General features: G+C 34.5%; 14 protein-coding genes. 7 read left to right on the forward strand and 7 right to left on the reverse strand.

Features of this window, described 5'->3' with window-relative positions; genetic code table 11:
- Window positions 1-377: 377 nt before the first annotated feature.
- The 5 genes from dnaK to QWY92_RS16595 all read left to right on the forward strand — a co-directional run bounded on the left by dnaK (window position 378) and on the right by QWY92_RS16595 (window position 7,798).
- A complete protein-coding gene (gene dnaK / locus QWY92_RS16575) occupies window positions 378-2,282 on the forward strand; it encodes a molecular chaperone DnaK (protein WP_290273287.1) in 1,905 nt (634 codons plus the stop codon).
- Window positions 2,283-2,459: 177 nt separating this feature from the next.
- Window positions 2,460-3,689, forward strand: coding sequence for a class I SAM-dependent rRNA methyltransferase (locus QWY92_RS16580; RefSeq protein WP_290273288.1), 1,230 nt, complete (start codon window positions 2,460-2,462; stop codon window positions 3,687-3,689).
- A 178-nt stretch (window positions 3,690-3,867) separates the two neighbouring features.
- Window positions 3,868-4,818 carry an NAD(P)H-dependent flavin oxidoreductase gene (locus QWY92_RS16585; RefSeq protein ID WP_290273290.1) on the forward strand — a complete coding sequence of 317 codons (951 nt, stop codon included), beginning with the start codon at window positions 3,868-3,870 and terminating at the stop codon, window positions 4,816-4,818.
- Between the two features lie 316 nt (window positions 4,819-5,134).
- Window positions 5,135-5,926: an FG-GAP repeat domain-containing protein gene (locus tag QWY92_RS16590; RefSeq protein WP_290273293.1), complete on the forward strand. Its 792-nt coding sequence runs from the start codon at window positions 5,135-5,137 to the stop codon at window positions 5,924-5,926.
- 36 nt (window positions 5,927-5,962) lie between these two features.
- Window positions 5,963-7,798 (forward strand): FIDD domain-containing protein, encoded by a 1,836-nt coding sequence (locus tag QWY92_RS16595; RefSeq protein ID WP_290274129.1) that lies wholly within the window; start codon window positions 5,963-5,965, stop codon window positions 7,796-7,798.
- Window positions 7,799-7,975: 177 nt separating this feature from the next.
- On the opposite strand, the gene uvrA is transcribed toward QWY92_RS16595, so the two are convergent.
- The gene (gene uvrA / locus QWY92_RS16600) at window positions 7,976-10,759 is read right to left on the reverse strand and encodes an excinuclease ABC subunit UvrA (protein ID WP_290273294.1); all 2,784 of its coding nucleotides are present in this window, start codon (window positions 10,757-10,759) and stop codon (window positions 7,976-7,978) included.
- Window positions 10,760-10,992: 233 nt separating this feature from the next.
- Here uvrA and QWY92_RS16605 point away from each other — a divergent pair, with 233 nt between their 5' ends.
- Together QWY92_RS16605 and QWY92_RS16610 are read left to right on the forward strand one after the other, a co-directional pair.
- Window positions 10,993-11,577, forward strand: coding sequence for an RNA polymerase sigma factor (locus QWY92_RS16605; protein ID WP_290273296.1), 585 nt, complete (start codon window positions 10,993-10,995; stop codon window positions 11,575-11,577).
- 68 nt (window positions 11,578-11,645) lie between these two features.
- On the forward strand, window positions 11,646-11,792 hold the full coding sequence (locus tag QWY92_RS16610) for a hypothetical protein (RefSeq protein WP_290273298.1): 147 nt from the start codon (window positions 11,646-11,648) through the stop codon (window positions 11,790-11,792).
- Between the two features lie 61 nt (window positions 11,793-11,853).
- Here QWY92_RS16610 and QWY92_RS16615 read toward each other — a convergent pair whose 3' ends face one another.
- From QWY92_RS16615 to QWY92_RS16640, 6 genes are all read right to left on the reverse strand, one after another.
- Entirely contained in the window at window positions 11,854-12,840 is a 987-nt protein-coding gene (locus QWY92_RS16615) for a Gfo/Idh/MocA family protein (protein ID WP_290273300.1), read from the reverse strand.
- Entirely contained in the window at window positions 12,818-14,530 is a 1,713-nt protein-coding gene (locus tag QWY92_RS16620; protein WP_290273301.1) for a sodium:solute symporter family protein, read from the reverse strand. Before QWY92_RS16620 ends, QWY92_RS16615 begins: the two co-directional genes overlap by 23 nt.
- A gap of 115 nt (window positions 14,531-14,645) precedes the next feature.
- Window positions 14,646-17,171, reverse strand: coding sequence for a PIG-L family deacetylase (locus QWY92_RS16625; RefSeq protein ID WP_290273303.1), 2,526 nt, complete (start codon window positions 17,169-17,171; stop codon window positions 14,646-14,648).
- Between the two features lie 168 nt (window positions 17,172-17,339).
- The gene (gene corA / locus QWY92_RS16630) at window positions 17,340-18,407 is read right to left on the reverse strand and encodes a magnesium/cobalt transporter CorA (protein WP_290273305.1); all 1,068 of its coding nucleotides are present in this window, start codon (window positions 18,405-18,407) and stop codon (window positions 17,340-17,342) included.
- 33 nt (window positions 18,408-18,440) lie between these two features.
- Window positions 18,441-18,974 (reverse strand): mechanosensitive ion channel domain-containing protein, encoded by a 534-nt coding sequence (locus QWY92_RS16635; RefSeq protein WP_290273308.1) that lies wholly within the window; start codon window positions 18,972-18,974, stop codon window positions 18,441-18,443.
- A 70-nt stretch (window positions 18,975-19,044) separates the two neighbouring features.
- Complete coding sequence (locus QWY92_RS16640) at window positions 19,045-19,641, reverse strand: Maf-like protein (RefSeq protein ID WP_290273311.1); 597 nt, start codon at window positions 19,639-19,641, stop codon at window positions 19,045-19,047.
- Window positions 19,642-19,716: the final 75 nt, after the last annotated feature.

The following is a 19,716-nucleotide window of genomic DNA, read 5'->3' on the forward strand; positions in this document are numbered from 1 at the left end:
TTTTATGTTTGTAATGCTCTTATAAGTTAAATATACTGCTGTTGGGTTTTAAGTTTTTCTTATTAGTAAAAGACTGCCGCCGCGAACATTGCGCAAGGGATTGAACGGTTTGTTTAAGCTCCCGACCTTAGGAGGAGCGCGTAGTGAAAGCCCGACCCTTTTCGGGATGCGCCCAAATTTTTGTTTGAAAAGATTAAAATGATGATTGAAAAAATAATATATAAAAAAGCGAAAAGGTGCTATGGTATGAAAGCGGTTGTTGACAAAGGGTAAAAAAAATATATATGACACTGTGTCAGTGTGACATGGTTGGCATAATGATTGACTTATACAACTCGAAATAAAAAATTAATATTCAACACAAAATAAAATATATTATGAGTAAAATTATTGGAATCGATTTAGGAACAACCAACTCTTGCGTTTCTGTAATGGAAGGTAACGAGCCAGTAGTTATTCCTAATGCAGAAGGAAAAAGAACAACACCATCGGTAATTGCTTTCGTAGAAGGCGGTGAGATTAAAGTTGGTGATCCTGCGAAACGTCAGGCAGTAACAAACCCAACAAAAACAGTTTATTCTATTAAACGTTTTATGGGTAACAAATATTCTGAGTCTAAAAAAGAAGCAGAACGTGTACCTTACAAAGTAGTAAAAGGAGATAACGATACGCCTAGAGTAGATATTGATGGTCGTTTATATACGCCACAAGAATTATCAGCTATGATTCTTCAAAAAATGAAGAAAACTGCTGAAGATTATTTAGGCACAACAGTAACAGAGGCTGTAATTACAGTACCTGCTTACTTTAACGATAGCCAACGTCAAGCAACTAAAGAAGCAGGTGAAATCGCTGGTTTAAAAGTTAGACGTATTATTAACGAACCAACCGCAGCTGCTTTAGCTTACGGTATGGACAAAAAAGGAACTGACCAAAAAATAGTAGTATTTGATTTTGGTGGAGGAACGCATGATGTATCTATCCTTGAATTAGGTGATGGTGTATTTGAAGTACTTTCTACTGATGGTGATACGCACTTAGGTGGTGATGACGTTGATGAGAAAATTATTAACTGGTTAGCTGATGAGTTTAATGCTGAAGAGTCTATGGATTTAAGAAAAGATCCAATGTCTTTACAACGTTTAAAAGAAGCTGCTGAAAAAGCTAAGATTGAGTTATCATCTTCTGCACAAACAGAAATTAACTTACCTTATATTACAGCAACGGCTAGTGGCCCAAAACACTTAGTACGTACATTAACACGTTCTAAATTTGAGCAATTAATTGACGACTTAGTAAAACGTACTATCGAACCATGTCAAACAGCTTTAAAAGCAGCAGGTTTATCTAAATCTGATATTGACGAGGTTATTTTAGTAGGTGGTTCTACACGTATTCCTGCAGTACAAGCAGCAGTTGAGAAATTCTTCGGAAAAACACCAAGTAAAGGTGTAAATCCTGATGAAGTTGTTTCTTTAGGAGCTGGTATCCAAGGTGGTGTTTTATCTGGAGATGTTAAAGATGTATTACTTTTAGACGTAACACCTTTATCTTTAGGTATTGAAACTATGGGTAACGTATTTACTAAATTAATTGAAGCAAATACAACAATACCAACTAAGAAATCGCAAGTATTTTCAACAGCAGCAGATAACCAACCATCTGTAGAAATTCACGTTTTACAAGGTGAAAGAGCTATGGCTGCCGATAATAATACTATTGGACGTTTTCACTTAGATGATATTCCACCAGCACGTCGTGGTACACCGCAAATTGAGGTTACTTTCGATATTGATGCCAATGGTATTATTAAAGTATCAGCTACGGATAAAGGAACAAATAAAACACAAGATATTCGTATTGAAGCATCTTCTGGTTTAACTGAAGAAGAAATCCAAAAGATGAAAGCTGATGCTGAAGCAAATGCTGAATCAGATAAAGTTGCAGCTGAAAATGCTCAAAAATTAAACGAAGCTGATTCTATGATTTTTCAAACAGAAAAACAATTAGAAGAGTTTGGTGATAAATTATCTGAAGATAAAAAACAACCAATAGTTGAGGCTTTAGAAGAATTGAAAAAAGCTTACGAAACTAAAGATGTTGCTGTTATCACTCCAGCTTTAGATAAAATAAACGAAGCTTGGAAAGTAGCTTCTGAAGAAATGTACAAAGCACAAGCCGACGCAGGTCAAGGTGGAGCACAACCAGGACCAGATGCAGGAGCAGAAGCTCAAGCAGAAGGAAGTGATGTTGAGGATGTAGATTTCGAAGAAGTAAAATAAGCAGATTACCAATTTCGCTTATTCCGAATTTGTTTCGGAAGCTTTGAAAAGCATATCATATTAATTAAAACGCAACCAGAAATGGTTGCGTTTTTTTGTTTAAAAAGGTGTTTTTAATCCGTTTATTTTACGTGAAAAACCAAACCAAAACCGTTACTTTTGCATTAAATTTCTAGCATGTCTTTTTCAAATAAAATAGAATCCAATTATACGCCCAAACGTCTCGCTGTAAAGTTAAATGCTAAAGGCGAACAATTTGTGGTACAAGGTCACCCATGGGTGTTTTCAGATAATATTACCAAAATTAACGATAATGCCAAGTCGGGAGATTTAGCCATTATTTTTGGTAAAAACAAAAACCGAGTTATTGGGTTGGGTTTGTATGATGCGAATTCACCTATTCGTATAAAAATGCTGCATAGTAGCACGGAAAAGGCAGAAATAAATACGGCTTTTTTTCAAAAGAAAATAAATGAAGCTTTTGCTAAACGTCGCTCGTTATTAAAAACAAACACCAATAGTTACCGTTTGTTATTTGGCGAAAACGATGGGTTTCCTGGCTTAATTGCCGATGTGTATGCATCTGTTTTAGTGGTAAAAATATATTCTGAAATTTGGTTGCCTTATATAGAAACCATTATACCAAGTTTACAAACCACATCGGATACCAAAACGGTAGTGATTCGATTAAGTCGAAGTTTAGAGAATTCAAAAAAGCACAAGTTGGAAAATGGCGATGTTGTTTTTGGAACACTTAAAAATGAAGTAGTTCAATTTGTGGAACACGACGTTAATTTTTCAGCAAATGTTATAAAAGGTCATAAAACCGGTTATTTCTTAGATCACCGCGCTAATCGAAAACAAGTGGGCGAGTGGAGTAAAGGTAAAACGGTACTCGATGTGTTTTCTTATGCTGGTGGCTTTTCTGTGCATGCCTTAGCGAATGGAGCAAAAGAAGTTACCAGTTTAGATATTAGTAAACAAGCTTTAGAAATTGCCTTAGAAAACGGAAAACTAAATAAATATAGAGGGAAACACCACACTATAGCTGGTGATGCTTTTGACGAACTTAAAAGTTTAATAAAGAAAAAAGTAACCTTTGACGTTGTGGTTATCGATCCGCCAAGTTTTGCAAAACAAGCTTCGGAAATTGAATTAGCCAAAAAGAAATACGCACAACTGGCCGAATTAGGCGAGAAATTAACGGCTAAAAATGGCATGTTAATGTTGGCTTCATGTTCGTCTCGCGTTTTGGCACAAGCCTTTTATGATATAAATAGTCAAGTGTTAGCCGATACCAAACGAAACTATAAAATTCTTGCCAAAACACAGCATGACACCGATCATCCTATTGGTTTTCCGGAAGGCGCATATCTGAAGTCTGTATATTATAGGTTTATAGATTAGTTACTGGTTACTGGTTACTGGTTACTGGTTACTGGTTACTGGTTACTGGTTACTGGTTACTGGTTACTGGTTACTGGTTACTGGTTACTGGTTACTGGTTACTGGTTACTGGTTACAATAGAACAAATGTTATGCGTGCATAATATTTTATTATATTTGTATAAATCAATATAACCAAATGGAAACTAAACTCACCACACTGCTTCAAATAAAATATCCAATAATTCAAGCTCCAATGTTTCTCGTGTCCAACACGGCCATGGTAATCGAAGCCATGAAAAGTGGTATTGCCGGATGTATTCCTGCGCTTAATTATCGGAGTTTAGATGATTTAAAAACGGCTATACATGAGTTAAAAGCGGCAAAAGTAGAAGGTGGTTCATTCGGTTTTAATTTAATAGTAAACAAATCTAATATAAAATATAAAGAACAATTACGTGTTCTTTGTGAAGAAGGCTGCGATTTTATAATTACTTCTCTAGGAAGTCCAGAAGAAACCATAAATCAAGCTCATAAGGTAGGTATAAAAGTGTTTTGCGACGTTACCGATTTGCACTTTGCTCAAAAAGTAGAAAAGCTTGGCGCCGATGCGGCAATTGCAGTAAACAATGAAGCAGGAGGACACCGCGGTAATTTATCGCCCGAAGCCTTAACAAACCAGTTAAGTAAAGCGTTAAAAATACCTGTAATTTCTGCTGGAGGCGTTGGTTGTAAAGCCGATATCGACAAAATGATTAGCTATGGAGCGTCTGGTGTTTCTGTTGGAAGCCCCTTTATAGCCTCAATAGAAGCAGGTGTAACCGACGAATATAAGCAAGCCTGTGTAGATTATGGAGCCGAAGATATTGTAATGACCGAGCGTATTTCTGGTACGCCGTGTACCGTAATAAACACCCCTTATGTACAAAAAATTGGAACCAAACAAACGTGGTTGGAGTCTGTTTTAAACAAAAATAAAAAACTTAAAAAGTGGGTTAAAATGATTCGTTTTTCTATAGGAATGAATGCCACTAAAAACGCCGCAACCAAAGCCACATATAAAACCGTTTGGGTTGCAGGACCAAGTATATCGCACACAAATGCTATTTTACCTGTAAAAGCTATTGTTGATAAATTAACCAAAAATTAGAAGTTTTACCTTTTTGGCGCAACCCAAAGGGTCGGGCTTTCCGTTTCAAGTCCTCGCACCTCCTTCGTCGGGCTGTGGGCTTTCCACTGCAATCCCTTGCGCATAGTTCGCAGCTGTAGTTTGTGCAGCTGTGTTAATTGATTATCAAAAAAATGAGTCTTTAGCTTTAAACACTAAATATGGCTTGCTGATTTTTTAAGGCGTTATACACGTGCTTTGAATTTCGATGATTGACTAATATATAGATTACCTTATTTAATTATTTGGTGTTTTAGTACAGAACATCTTACATTTGCGTATATACTTAATGCGCTAAATGAACATATTAGATAATTATTTCCGTAAGTTTCATGTACTTTTTATTCTTAAATTTAAATTTTCATATGGCTTAGTTATTTTTTTATTGTTAACTTCATTTTCTGCAGTTAGTCAAACTTTCGACAGATTAAATACGCAAAACCTAAAAGGCGGTCACCTTGGTTTTAGTTCGTTTGTAGATTATAACAATGATGGGTTTTTAGATATTTTTGTAACCGGAGTCGATTTTGATAATAGATTCAATAATGCTGTGTTTTATAACAATAATGGCGATTTAAGCTTTACTGAATCCAATATTACTAATATTCCTAGAGTTATTTATGGCGATCATTCGTGGGGAGATTTTGATAATAATGGCACCCAAGATTTACTTTACACCGGAACTACAAGTGGTGGGGCTGATTATACTATTACTAAAGTTTATAAAAATTCTAAAAATGGATGTGAATTTATCGAAATACCTTTAGGCTTACCAGGTATTTATACAGGAAGTTCTAAGTGGGTCGATATTGATAGTGATGGTCTTTTAGATATTTATTTATCTGGTTTTGATGTGAGTGGTGTGGCTATTATTACAGCATATAAAAATGAAGGTGATGATACGTTTACAAAGCAAGATATATCGACACTTGATGGCGTATTAGGAGGGAGAGGTAATTTTACACGAAACAAATCGCGGTGGGAAGATTTTGATAATGATGGTCTACAAGATTTAATTATTGCTGTGTCTTCTAAAACAGACAAGTCGTTTGATGTTTATAAAAATTTAGGGAATTTTCAGTTTTCTTAACAAAATATTGGACTTCCTCAGCTTTCATATGTGGCTATGGATATTGATGATATTAATAATGATGGACTTGCAGATATTGTATTTACGGGGAGTCCTAATCTTGAAAATACATCAGGTGATGGAACAGGGGATTTTTACGTTTTTGCAAATAATGGTAATATGAATTTCTCCAACACTTTTACAATTGCAGACGAAGGTGTTTTTTATAATGATATCGAACTCGGGGATATGGATAATGATGGGTTTTTAGATGCCATAAATTATGGAACAGGACCTTGGGGGACTTTTCCGGAAATAACTAAAATGTATAAAAATAACGGAAATGGAACTTTTTCTAACTTTTCGCATACCTTACCAGACTGCCGTTTTGGAGGCGTTGAATTTGGTGATTTTGATAATGATAACGATTTAGATATTCTTTATTTTGGAAGGATATCAGACCCGAGGGATAATGAAATCACCTATATTTATGAAAATAAACTGATAGATAAGGCCGCGCCATCAGACATTGTTGTAAGTCAAAATTGCATTTGCGATAACACTTTAAATTTTAGTCTTAACAGTGATTCAGACTCGGTTATATGGAGTTTTGATGATCCAACCACAGGTGCATTAAATACGTCTTTAGATAAGAAAACAAGTCATTTGTTTTCAAATGAAATGACGTACACCATTTCAGCAACTTACACTAAAGGTACCTTGACAAGTACAATAAAAAAGGTTGTTAATATCATTGGATTACCAAGTATAGCAAAGCCAGACGACCTTGTAACATGTTCAGGAGGTAGTGTTAATACATTTGATTTTAATACTTTAAAGGATACTGAAATACTTCAAGGAGCATCGCTTGATAATTTTGAGTTGTTTTATTATACATCTTATAACAATGCAGAATCTGATGTATATAGACTTACCATGCCATATAACCCCCAGAATGTAAACGAAACTATTTATTCTCGAATTCAAAATAAGAATAACTCTAATTGTTTTGTTATTACCGATTTTGATATTATCTACGAAGCACCACCAATAGCTAATGCTGTTGAAAATATTTTTACCTGTGATGATAACGATGATGGTTTTGCGTTATTTGATTTAACTTCTACTGTGGCTACTGTAATTGGTACCCAAGATAAAGTTACAGTTGAGTATTACGATAATCTGGGAACTATAATTCCGGTGAGTTCGTTAAGTATTTATGAGAATACTATAGCTAATAGCGAAACAATTACGGCAAGAATTGTAAGTACGGAAACAGGATGTTTTGCTGAAACCGAAATAAACTTAGTGGTTAACCCGCAACCTAAAGCAAATATTATTAGTGAATTAACGGGCTGTGATGATGATAATGATGGTATTTCTAAATATTTTGATACTTCTATGATTAAAGCGGAAGTACTAGGCAATCAAACTAATATAGATGTTACTTTTTATAATAGCAACGGCGATTTATTATCTGAACTTCAAAATCCATACACTAATATATTTCCAGATAGTGACTTTATTACAGCAAGACTTACAGATCGTGACACGGGATGTTTTACAGAAACTAGAGTGCTATTACGAACAGTTTCAAAAATAAGTTGTATCGAAGAATCGGGAGAAGAAGTTGTTATTGATGGACCGAAGTTTTTTAGCCCAAATAATGATGGGTTTCATGATTATTGGCAAATTAAAAACATTAATAAATATCCAAATTCGCGTATTTTTATATTTGATAGATACGGTAAACTCTTGAAAGAATTTACAGAAAATAGTGTTGGATGGGACGGTTTTTATAATAAAAAAGCATTGTTGTCTGATGATTATTGGTACAGAGTTAAACTTAGTAACGGACAAATATTTTCCGGACATTTCTCACTAATAAGATAACCCTTTTTGCAGAACCTAGCAAGACTGAATTTTCTGTCTATTGAAAAACGAACCACTGCTCACCAGTCTGCGTTAGGGATAGAACGGCATGTTTGAAATCCTTTTTGTTTTCTTAAAAAACAAAAAGATTGAGTAGTGATAGCCCGACCCTTTTCGGGTAACGCTCAAAAAATAAATCTAAATTTTATCTTTTAAATACTTTCCAATTTCCGAATCTTTAATTTTTACAATTTCTTCGGGCGTTCCTACTGCAACGAGTTTTCCACCAGTTTCGCCACCTTTTGGGCCTAAATCGATAATGAAATCGGCACATTTGATAAGTTCGATGTTATGTTCTACAACAATAATAGAATGACCATTTTCAATTAAAGCCTGAAACGATTTAAGAAGCTTTTGAATATCGTGGAAATGGAGTCCGGTTGTAGGTTCGTCGAATATAAAAAGTGTGTTGTCTTTTTTGCTGCCTTTACCTAAAAATGACGCCAGTTTAATACGCTGCGCCTCGCCACCAGAAAGGGTAGAAGAGCTTTGTCCGAGGGTAACATAACCCAAGCCAACATCTTGCAACGGTTGGAGTTTGTTCTTAATTTTTGTTTGATTGTTGGCCTCAAAAAAGGTAACTGCATCATCAATGGTTAGGTTTAAAATATCGTCAATATTTTTATCTGCAAAAGTAACTTCGAGCACTTCTTTTTTAAAGCGTTTGCCTTTACAGGTTTCGCATTCTAGATGCACATCGGCCATAAATTGCATTTCAATAGTCACTTCGCCTTCTCCTTTACAGGTTTCGCAGCGTCCGCCATCGACATTAAAAGAAAAATGCTTGGCTTGGTAGTTTCTAATGCTACTTAATTTTTGTTTTGAGAATAGGGCACGAATATCATCGTAAGCTTTAATATAAGTTACCGGGTTGGAACGCGACGAACGCCCAATAGGGTTTTGATCTACAAACTCAATTTGTTTTATGTTAGCAAAATTGCCTTCTAAACTTGAAAATTGCCCAGGTTTATCACCAAAATCGGTTAGTTTTTTCTGTAAAGCAGGAAATAATATTTTTTTAACGAGTGTACTTTTTCCACTTCCAGAAACTCCTGTAACCACGGTTAACATGCCTAAAGGAAAGCGTACATCTATATTTTTAAGGTTGTTTTCGCGCGCTCCTTTGATGTCGACATAATATTTTGATTGACGACGTTTTTTAGGGACTTCAATTTTTAAAGTTTCGTTTAAGTATTGTGCTGTTAACGAGTCGGAAGCCAAAATTGCATCGTAATCGCCTTGCGCAACAACGTGCCCGCCAAATGTTCCTGCTTCGGGGCCAATATCAATAATGCTATCGGCAGCCTTCATAATGTCTTCGTCGTGCTCCACGACAATAACGGTATTGCCTAAATCGCGTAAAGATTTTAAAACTAAAATTAAACGCTCGGTATCTTTTGGGTGTAAACCAATACTAGGCTCATCTAAAATATACATGGAACCTACCAAACTACTTCCTAAAGAGGTGGCTAGGTTTATACGCTGACTTTCTCCTCCAGAAAGTGAGTTCGATTTACGGTTTAACGTTAAGTAATCAAGTCCTACATTGGCTAGAAATTCTAAGCGGTTATTGATTTCTTTTAATAAACGCTTGGCAATAGTAGTATCGTGTTCGTTTAATTCTAGCTTATTGAAAAATTCGGCTAATTGATCTAATGGTTTTTCTACCAAATCGGAAATACTAGCGCTGCCTACTTTTACATAATTAGCCTCTACTCGTAAACGTTTACCATTACAGGCTTTACATTTTGTTTTTCCCCGGTAACGCGAAAGCATCACCCGATTTTGGATTTTATAAGCTTTAGATTCGAGTTCGGCGAAAAAGGAGTTTAAGCCTTCAAAATGTTCGTTACCGTCCCAAATAAGTTGTTTTTGTTCCGTAGATAATTCAAAATAAGGTTTGTGTATAGGGAAATCAAATTTGTGCGAGTTGTTTACCAATTGGTCTTTATACCAACTCATAGACTCACCACGCCATGGGAAAATGGCGCTTTCATAAACCGATAAAGCGGTGTTTGGTATTACTAAATCGTCGTCAATACCAACAATGTCACCATAGCCTTCACATTTTGGACAAGCACCATAAGGATTGTTAAAACTGAATAAATGCACATTGGGTTCTAAGAAGTTTAAGCCGTCTATTTCAAACTTATTGCTAAAGCTACGTTGTTTATTATCCTTTAAAGTTTCGATGGTACATTCGCCTTTACCTTCAAAAAAAGCGGTTTGTACAGCATCGGCCAAGCGGTTGTAAAAATCTTCTTCGTCCTTTGTAATAATACGATCTACAACTAATAAAACCTTGTCTTTTTTGCCAATTTTTGTAGTATCGTCTATTCTAACAACATCTTCATTAATTTTTATCCTAGCATAACCTTGTTGATTTAAGGCTTTTAATTTGTCTTCAATAGTTCGTCCTTCTTCTAAATGAATAGGAGCGAGGAGGAGCATTTTTTCGCGTTCAGGAAATGTTTTTAAGTAATTTAAAACATCGGTTACGGTATCTTTTTTAACTTCAGTTCCAGAAATTGGTGAGTACGTTTTTCCTATTCTAGCAAAAAGCAATTTTAAATAATCGTAAATTTCCGTAGTCGTTCCAACGGTAGATCGAGGGTTTGTTGAATTCACCTTTTGCTCAATAGCAATAGCAGGTGCAATCCCTTTTATATAGTCTACTTTGGGCTTATTGAGTCGGCCTAAAAATTGTCTGGCATAACTCGAAAGGCTTTCTACATAACGGCGTTGCCCTTCGGCGTAAAGCGTATCGAAAGCCAGACTTGACTTCCCAGAACCCGAAAGCCCAGTAATTACAACCAATTTGTTTCGTGGGATAACAACATCAATATTTTTAAGGTTGTGCAGTCTAGCTCCTTTAATAATGATATTTTGTTTTGGGTCAACGTCGGAAATACTTGTATTCATAAGCTTTTATATGCAAATTTCACAAAGATAATTAAAGTGTATGAGCTTAAAAAATAGAATGCTTAGTAAAGAAATGTTAAAAAAGTAGATATATTTTTGCATTTTAGGAACGATTCTTGTTATATTTGAACCAGCTAATTAATTATAAATCAACACTTGCCTATAGCATAACATTACTTTAAAAAAAATAACTCTAAAGAAAGATCCTTTTTTCTTTGAATAAAGTAATGATTATGAAACACGAACTTATCTCAGATGCTACGTTAGTTAGTAACTATATTAAAGGCGATGAATGTGCTTTAGAAGTACTTATTAAAAGGCATAAGCAAAGAATTTACAGTTTTATTTATTCGAAAGTATATGATGGCGATGTGGCCGACGATATTTTTCAGGATACCTTTATTAAAGTAATTCGAACATTAAAACGAGGCGCTTATAATGAAGAAGGTAAGTTTTTACCATGGGTGATGCGTATTGCGCATAATTTGGTAATCGATTTCTTTAGGAAAAACAACCGCATGCCTAAGTTTTCTAATACAGGTGAGTTTAGTATTTTTTCGGTACTTAGTGATAGTACTTTAAATGCTGAAAAAGCGTTGATAAAAGAACAGGTAGAAACAGATGTGAGACGTTTGGTAGACGAACTTCCAGAGGATCAACGTGAAGTATTATTAATGCGTATTTATAATGATATGAGTTTTAAAGAGATATCAGATAGAACAGGCGTAAGTATTAATACAGCATTAGGTAGAATGCGCTATGCCTTAATTAATTTAAGAAAGATTATCGATAAGCATAATATTGTTTTGACCGATTAAATTTGATACAGGCAATAAAGTAAATGTTGCTGCGTTTATTATTTAAATTAACCCTTAAATTTTAAGACATGCAGAAAATTTACTCTAAAAAATCTTTTAATCAACCTGAAAATAAGGAACCCAAAGCGGAAACGGTTAAGTTTCTTTTGGACTATTCAAAGGCATTAAAAGTAACCGTTTATAAAAATTTAGAGTTTGAAACACTCTTAAACTAAACATAAAAAAAGCGTCTAAATTATTAATTTAGACGCTTTTTTATGTTCTTCAAAATTTGAACTAATACTGTAAATTAATTAGATTTCTTACAGAATCTAAAGTATTTATGAGTGTTTTACTGAATTCAAAATTCATAATATCACTTTCTTTTTTACCATTACGAATAAGGTCATTAAAATGAATGGCTTCGTAATTATAACCAATAGTTTTATAGTTGAAATCTAGTCTTTCTTCTTTTTCGTTAGCTTTTACAGTTACCGTTGTTGGCATATGAAACATGGTGTTAATGGTTATTGTTCCACCTTCACAATGAAAAATAGCCTCTGTAGGTGTGGCTTTTAAAAGCGTACTTTTTAAGTGTGCAGTTTCTCCATTTTTATATTCAAAAACCATATTGCAAGTAGAGTCTGCTCCATTTTCAAAAAAAGTAGCGTCTGCTTTCATCGTTTCAGGAATACCTAAAGTGGACAAGGCTGCAAAAATAGGGTAGATACCAATATCTAATAAACTACCTCCACCAAGCGATTTATTAAAAAGGCGTGCTTTGTTATCAAAGTCACGATGAAAACCAAAATCAGCTTCAACTTTAAGAAGTTTTCCGTAGGTTTCATTTTTTAATTCGCCTAAAACAAACTGGTAATGTGGCAAGAAATAAGTCCACAGTGCTTCCATAAGGAGCACATTTTTTTCTTGCGCCTTAGCAATCATTTCATCAACCTGGTAAGTATCCATTGCAAAAGGCTTTTCGCATAAAACGGCAATGCCGTGTTCTAAACATAAAAGCGTATTTTCTTTATGCAAAGCGTGTGGTGTGGCAATATATACAGCGTCAATATTTGGGTCTTGGGCTAAAGCTTCATAACTGTTATATGCTTTTGTAGCCTTATATTTTGACGCAAAATTATCTGCTTTTTCTTGTGAACGTGATGCCACAGCGTGCAATTTTGCATCCGGAATAGTTAGTAAATCTTGAGCAAATTTGTTTGCTATATTGCCGAGACCAATAATGCCCCAGTTTATGGTTTTATGTTGTGATGGATTTGTCATTTGGTGTAATAAATTGAATTAAACATGCAATACCGATTACGATAGCACAACCTACAAAATTTAGCCATAAAAAGGGCAAATTAATCAAGTTGTTTAAGTCTAAAAGATATAAGGTGATAACTAAAATTTGCGTGATTAAGGCGCCTATAAAAACGGCATTTCCTTTTACAAATTTAAAGAAAAAAGCCAAAAGGAAAATACCTAAAACATTACCATAAAAAATAGACCCGATGATGTTAACCAGTTGAATTAAATTTTCAGCCAAATTAGCTACACAAGCGACACCAATTGCGATAATACCCCAAGCAAAGGTGAACCAGCGCGAGGCTTTTACCATTTCAGCTTCGGTTTTTTCACTCGTGTTTCTTTTGTATAAATCTATGGTTGTTGTAGATCCTAAGGCGTTTAATTCACTGGCTGTGCTAGACATAGCTGCACTTAAAATAACTGCTAAAAGCAAGCCTATAAGTCCGCGAGGAAGGTTGTTTAGTATAAAATGAATAAACACGTAATCTTTATCGTTACTTTCCACTTTTATGTTTTCACTTGCCGAAGCTTTATCTATTAAATCGCGTGCTTCTTGTCGTAACTCGTCATTAGCTTTGTTGGCTAACGCAATATATTTTTCAGCTTCAGGATTATCGGTATTTATAAAAGCGTTTATAATTTTTTGTTTATCATTAAAAATGGCTTCTTGTTCGTTTTGAAGATTTTTATACGCTTCTCCATATTCAGAATTTAAAACGACTTCAGTTGCCGTAGGATTGAAATTTACAGGGGCTTGGTTGAATTGATAAAAAACAAACACCATAACACCTACTAATAAAATGAAGAATTGCATTGGTATTTTTAATAAACCATTGAATATTAAACCGAGTTGCATTTCCTTAACAGATTTACCTGAAAGATAGCGTTGAACTTGACTTTGATCGGTTCCGAAATAGGAAAGCATTAAAAATGTACCACCAATAATACCAGACCAAAAGGTATATCTATTATTTAGGTTGAATGAAAAATCTAAGACTTCCATTTTTCCACTTGCCCCAGCAATATCAAGCGCTTTACTAAAGGTGATGTCTTCTGGAAGTTTATCTACAATTAAAAAGAAGGCCACCAACATACCAAAAAAGATAACCACCATTTGATGTTTTTGCGTAACGTTTACTGCTCGCGTTCCTCCCGAAACGGTATAAATTATAACGAGTAAACCAATAACAATGTTTAGGGTTAATAAGTCCCAACCAAGCACAACTGACAGAATAATAGCTGGAGCAAAAATGGTAATACCTGCGGCTAAGCCACGTTGTATTAAAAATAAAATGGCAGCAAGTGTTCGGGTTTTTAAATCGAAACGTTTTTCTAAAAACTCATAAGCCGTGTACACTTTTAAACGGTGATACAGTGGGATAAAAACCATACAGATAACCACCATGGCAATAGGTAAACCAAAGTAAAATTGCACAAAACCCATGCCGTCGTTAAAGGCTTGTCCTGGTGTTGATAAAAAAGTGATGGCGCTGGCTTGCGTGGCCATAACGGATAAGCCAATAGTCCACCATTTTGAAGTGTTTCCACCTTTTAAGTAATCTTCTACATTGCGGCTTCCACGAGTTTGGTACGTGCCGTAAGCTACTATAGCGATTAAGGTAACGCAAAGTACCGTCCAATCAATCCAATTTAAAGTTTGCATAAATTAAAAGGCTTTGGTTATCAAATAAAATAGAACAAAATACACCGCGTTAGCTATTAACACTACAGAATATAGCTTTAACCACGTTTGTTTTGGAGGTTGATTGTTTTCCATATTAGTCGTTTAATTTGTTTTCGTTTTTTAAGTCTTCTTTCCCGATAGAGAGCATGTTGGCAAATAAGCGATAAGCTCCAGATACACCTGCTGGGAATTCTCTAAAAAAGCTTAAGCCTGTGTAAATAAAATGACCTTTACCATATTTAGCAACAAGCAGACTTCCCTTTTTAACAGATTCACCTTTGTCATGCATGGCTAAAATAGGCGTGAAGTTGTTGTCCCATTTATTTGGGAAATACAAGCCGCGTTCTTGTGTCCAACCTTTAAAATCGTTTTGAGTAATTTTATTTGGGTAGTTTAAAACAGGATGCTCTGGGGCTAAAAATTTAACTTCCGCATGTTCATCGGTAACTCTATCTCGTGATAATTCTAATTCATAAGGCGCTAAATTAGCAACCTTAATACCGCGATTGGTGTTGTACTGCACAATCATATTTCCGCCTTGCGCTACAAAATCAAACAGTAATTGTTGCTTAAATTTTAAATCTTCCACCGTATTATAAGCTCGAATACCAACAACAACAGCGTCAAAAAGACTTAAAGTTTCAGCATTGATTTCTTCAGGTTTTAAGATACGAACGTTATACCCAATTTGCTGTAAACTTTCAGGAACTACATCGCCAGCGCCTTGAATGTAGGCAATGTTTTCGCCTTTCTTTTTAATATCTAAACGTACCACTTTACTTTCGCTTGGGAGTAAAACCGTTTGAAATGGAATATGGTCGTAATCAATTTCTATCAGTTCTTTGGTGTAGTCTTTATCATTGACATGAACGATAGGGCTAATAGTGCCTTCGCTTTGATTTTTAGGAGGAATTACAGTAAAAACAAGCGTTTGCTCTTCTCCTTTATTTTTAATGGATACTTTTTGAGTTTTCGGGTAAATATTCCAGTCTTTAGGATGGGAAACTTCAACCGAACCTTCGACATTATTTCGTCCAGCTTTTACAACCACCGAAATATCGTGTTGCTTGTCGGAATCTAAAATGATGACTTTCTCCGTGATTTTTGCAGTAACTTCCGGAATAACTTCAAACGGACGATACAATTCGCCTTTGTCTGGTTTTGAAAAACGGTAAATCACATTTTTAGTAAATGTGATAGGCACATTGTTTATTAATAGATTGAAATCTACGCTGTAAACGCGTGGTGTTTCTGCTAAGCCAATTTGTTTAGAATCATCCACTTGATACATGCCCAAAGTGCCTTTTTTTGTTAACCAATATGGTGTTGTAGGTTGTTGGTGGCTTCCAATTTTAAAGGTTTCTTCAAAATTGAATTTTTCATTTTCGGTTAAATTTATATTTTTTGAAATCTTGATTGCATTTGCATTTTTAATGCTTTCCAAAGTAATTTGTTGGTTACTTCTGTTTAAAACTTCAATGTTTAGTTTTACAGTTTCATTTTGAGTGGCCCAATTATTTTCCGCAGAAACTTCTAAATATAAACCAGCACATTTTTCAATAATAGCTTTTAAAGCTTTCGTTTTTTCAATTTTGAAGTGATCGTCTTCTATATTTTGAAGTAGTTTGTAAGCTTCAATAAGTTGCGGTAGGTGTTGTGAAGGATTGGTGAAGTTGAAGTTGTTTTCAACGGCATACAAAATATCACCAATAGCTTTACCGCCTTCTATTCGGCTCCAAGTGGTATCAATACCTTCAAATATATTTTCGCTATCATTTAAAGGGTCTCCTTTTAAAAATTCGATGTATTCTGTTTCAGAACCACGTTCTAACATACGCCCGAAACCTTGGCACAAATGCTGACTTCTAGCTTGGGCAGCAACTTCGTTATTAGATAAACCTTTAAGCGGAAAATAAACGCCAACATCTAGTTTTAACATGTTGCTTTTATTTACTTTATTGAATTTTTCTTGACTACCATAAGCCCACCAACTGGTGTTGTAAAATAAGCGTTTTGGTTGCCATAAGGAGGTTTGCTTTAATTGATTGGGGTAAGCCGTGTTGCTGTTAGCTAAATCAAAAGCTTCCATACTAAGCATGGCAGAACTGGTGTGATGACCATGGGTGCTTCCTGGAGTTCTATGGTCGAATCTATTTATAATAACATCTGGTTTAAACTGACGAATAGCTAAAACTACATCGCTTAAAACATCGTTTTTATTCCAGATTTGTAAGGTTTCATCGGGGTGTTTAGAATAACCAAAATCGTTTGCTCTAGAGAAAAATTGCTCACCACCATCCACACGTCGGGCGGCCAATAATTCTTGGGTTCTAATAACACCTAATAATTCTCTAATTTCAGGTCCAATAAGGTTTTGCCCACCATCGCCACGTGTTAAAGATAGGTAAGCCGTGCGTGCTTTAACATGGTTAGACATGTATGAAATAAGTTTGGTGTTTTCATCATCTGGATGCGCTGCGATATACAAAACCGAACCTAAAAAGTTAAGTTTTTGAACAGATTCGTAAATGGCGTTAGATGAAGATGTTTTTGGCTTTTGGGCATAAGCCATTGAAGCGGTAAGTACCGCTATAAAAAAATAGAGTTTTGCTCTTTGCATAATGAGTTCGTTAGCTAAGCCTCAAATATAGCGAAGATACCTAGGGTTTCGAGTGGTTTTAATGTTTCTTTAACTTTATGAAATCTTGATATTTTAAAGCTTTAAGGGTTACGGTTTTAATATGCAAATTCAATAAAAAGATAAGAGATTATAGTTTTTAGTATAAAACTAAAGCCATTTTTTTCTTTTAAAATAGAAAAGCATCCCAATGAAAAGTAAAATCATAACTACCCAAAGAATATAATATGAGTATTGATAATGTAGCTCTGGAATGTTATCGAAATTCATACCATAAATACCAGCAATAAAGGTTAAAGGAATAAAAATTGAAGCCATAATGGTAAGAACTTTCATTACTTCATTCATTTTGTTACTAATGGTGGTCATGTACATATCCATTAAACTCCAAATCATTTCACGGTAAATATCAATGTTTTCGGTAACTTGAATTAAGTGATCATAAATATCTCTATAATAGTTAAGTGTGTTTTTTGAGATTAAGCCATTATCACATTTTTCAATGCGATTTATAACTTCGCGAAGCGGAAAAATAGCGCGACGTACACGAAGGATTTCACGTTTTAAATTTTGAATGTTTTGGGATACATCATCACGTGCTTGCCCGTTGAAAATTTCAGTTTCAAAGTCTTCAATTTTATCGCCTAAAATTTCAATAATATTGAAATAGTAATCGACTACAGCATCAATTAAAATATAAAGTAAATAATCAGAATCCATAGACCTAACACGACCTTTAGCTTGTCTAATGCGATCTCGAACGGTATCAAAAACATCTCCTTCCGATTCTTGAAAGGACAATACGTAATTTTTACCTAAGATGAAACTCACCTGTTCCGATATTATTTTTTCATCCTTATCATAGTATAACATTTTTAAAACGATGAATAAATAATCGTCGTATTCATCAATTTTTGGGCGTTGCGAAATGTTTACAATATCCTCTAAAACCAAAGGGTGTAAGCCGTAGTGCTGACCTATTTTTTCAATATCTTTTACATGATTTAATCCGTTAAGATTTATCCATGTTTTCGAATTAGACGATTTAAAATCAAAGGCTTCGGAAATATGCGATAGTTCTTTTTCTCTAAACTCTGTTTCATTATAATCAAAAGCTTCAATAAATAATTTTTCCGAAGTTTTTTCACCAGTATAAATGGCCGTTCCTGGAGCCTGACCTGCCTTTTTTTTGTAATTATGTTTTCTTGTTTTCGCCATTTGAAAAAGTTATTCTATAAAGATATCAATAATTTAAATAGCATCACTACCTTCATCAATAGCGTCTTTTTCGATTAAAGTTACACCTTTTTGAAGCATAAGATTATTGGGGTAAGTAACCAAATCACCATTATCTAAACGTAAAATAAGTTGAAAAGCACGAATATCTTCAATAATCGCTTTAATAGGAAAATCCTTATCGTGAATTTCAATTTTGTCGCCTACTTTATATGGGAAATTAAAAAACATAATTATACCCGAAGTTACATTACTTAAAATAGACCAAATGGCAAATAATGCAATACCTAGCACGGCAAATACAGAAGAAAAAACAACCGCTAAATCATGAAACTGAGCGCCAAAAACAAAGGCTTCAATAACTAAAGCAATAAGCAGAAGTGTTGCGGTTATATAACGCCGTATTAAACGGATTCTGGCATCGTTAATACCACTTTTTTTACCGATTTTAGTTACAGTAACGTGCACTAAATAACGAATAATAAATAGGACGAGAATAACAATACCTGTAATTTTTAATTCGGTTGAGTAAGTTTCAAAAAACAACATAATGTTAAGGCTTTAAAATTTGCTGCAAAGATACATTAGAAATTAGTGTAAAGTTTTTTTTAAGATAGATTTATAATACTTTTTCGGAAAGCGTATTTAATGTTTTATAAACTAAATGCGTAGGTAAACCCATGACGTTAAAATAGGAGCCTTCAAGTTTGGTTACAGCAGTTAAACCAAGCCATTCCTGAATACCGTAAGCGCCTGCTTTATCAAATGGTTTAGCTGTTTTTATATAGTAATTAATTTCTGCGTCTGTTAATTTTTTAAAGGTAACTTTAGTGATGTCGTACAGTATTTTTTCGCTAGTTTTTGTTGTGAAACAAACCGATGTAATTACCTCATGTGTGGTGTCACTTAATGATTTTAAAATATTAAAAGCGTCGTCGGCATCGCGTGGTTTCCCTAAAGCTTTATTATCATGCCAAACAATGGTGTCGCTAGTAATTAAAATGTCTTTTTCTTGCAGTTCACTTTTAAATGGAAACGCCTTTAATTGCGCTAAATAATTAGTGATTTCATAATGGGTTAAATGGTTTGGGTAGTCTTCTTTTACGGGTTTCAATCGAATTTCAAAATCTAAGTCTAGATCTTTGAAAAACTGTTGTCTTCTGGGTGATCCTGAAGCTAAAATAATATGATGATTTTTTAATGTATCGTTTAACATAAGTTTTCTTTTTTTAGAATGAAAATAGGAGAGAGGCTGTTATAGAATTCATCTATTTGAAATGATAATAAGTGG

The sequence above is a fragment of the Algibacter miyuki genome, assembly GCF_030409805.1.
Lineage (GTDB): Bacteria > Bacteroidota > Bacteroidia > Flavobacteriales > Flavobacteriaceae > Algibacter > Algibacter miyuki.

Coding starts and splice junctions, on each gene's coding strand:
- QWY92_RS16580 (WP_290273288.1), top strand. CDS start 2,460: ATGTCTTTTTCAAATAAAATAGAATCCAATTATACGCCCAAACGTCTC.
- QWY92_RS16595 (WP_290274129.1), top strand. CDS start 5,963: ATGGATATTGATGATATTAATAATGATGGACTTGCAGATATTGTATTT.
- QWY92_RS16615 (WP_290273300.1), bottom strand. CDS start 12,840: ATGACAAATCCATCACAACATAAAACCATAAACTGGGGCATTATTGGT.
- QWY92_RS16635 (WP_290273308.1), bottom strand. CDS start 18,974: ATGTTGTTTTTTGAAACTTACTCAACCGAATTAAAAATTACAGGTATT.
- QWY92_RS16620 (WP_290273301.1), bottom strand. CDS start 14,530: ATGCAAACTTTAAATTGGATTGATTGGACGGTACTTTGCGTTACCTTA.
- QWY92_RS16590 (WP_290273293.1), top strand. CDS start 5,135: ATGAACATATTAGATAATTATTTCCGTAAGTTTCATGTACTTTTTATT.
- uvrA (WP_290273294.1), bottom strand. CDS start 10,759: ATGAATACAAGTATTTCCGACGTTGACCCAAAACAAAATATCATTATT.
- QWY92_RS16585 (WP_290273290.1), top strand. CDS start 3,868: ATGGAAACTAAACTCACCACACTGCTTCAAATAAAATATCCAATAATT.
- QWY92_RS16605 (WP_290273296.1), top strand. CDS start 10,993: ATGAAACACGAACTTATCTCAGATGCTACGTTAGTTAGTAACTATATT.
- dnaK (WP_290273287.1), top strand. CDS start 378: ATGAGTAAAATTATTGGAATCGATTTAGGAACAACCAACTCTTGCGTT.
- corA (WP_290273305.1), bottom strand. CDS start 18,407: ATGGCGAAAACAAGAAAACATAATTACAAAAAAAAGGCAGGTCAGGCT.
- QWY92_RS16625 (WP_290273303.1), bottom strand. CDS start 17,171: ATGCAAAGAGCAAAACTCTATTTTTTTATAGCGGTACTTACCGCTTCA.
- QWY92_RS16610 (WP_290273298.1), top strand. CDS start 11,646: ATGCAGAAAATTTACTCTAAAAAATCTTTTAATCAACCTGAAAATAAG.
- QWY92_RS16640 (WP_290273311.1), bottom strand. CDS start 19,641: ATGTTAAACGATACATTAAAAAATCATCATATTATTTTAGCTTCAGGA.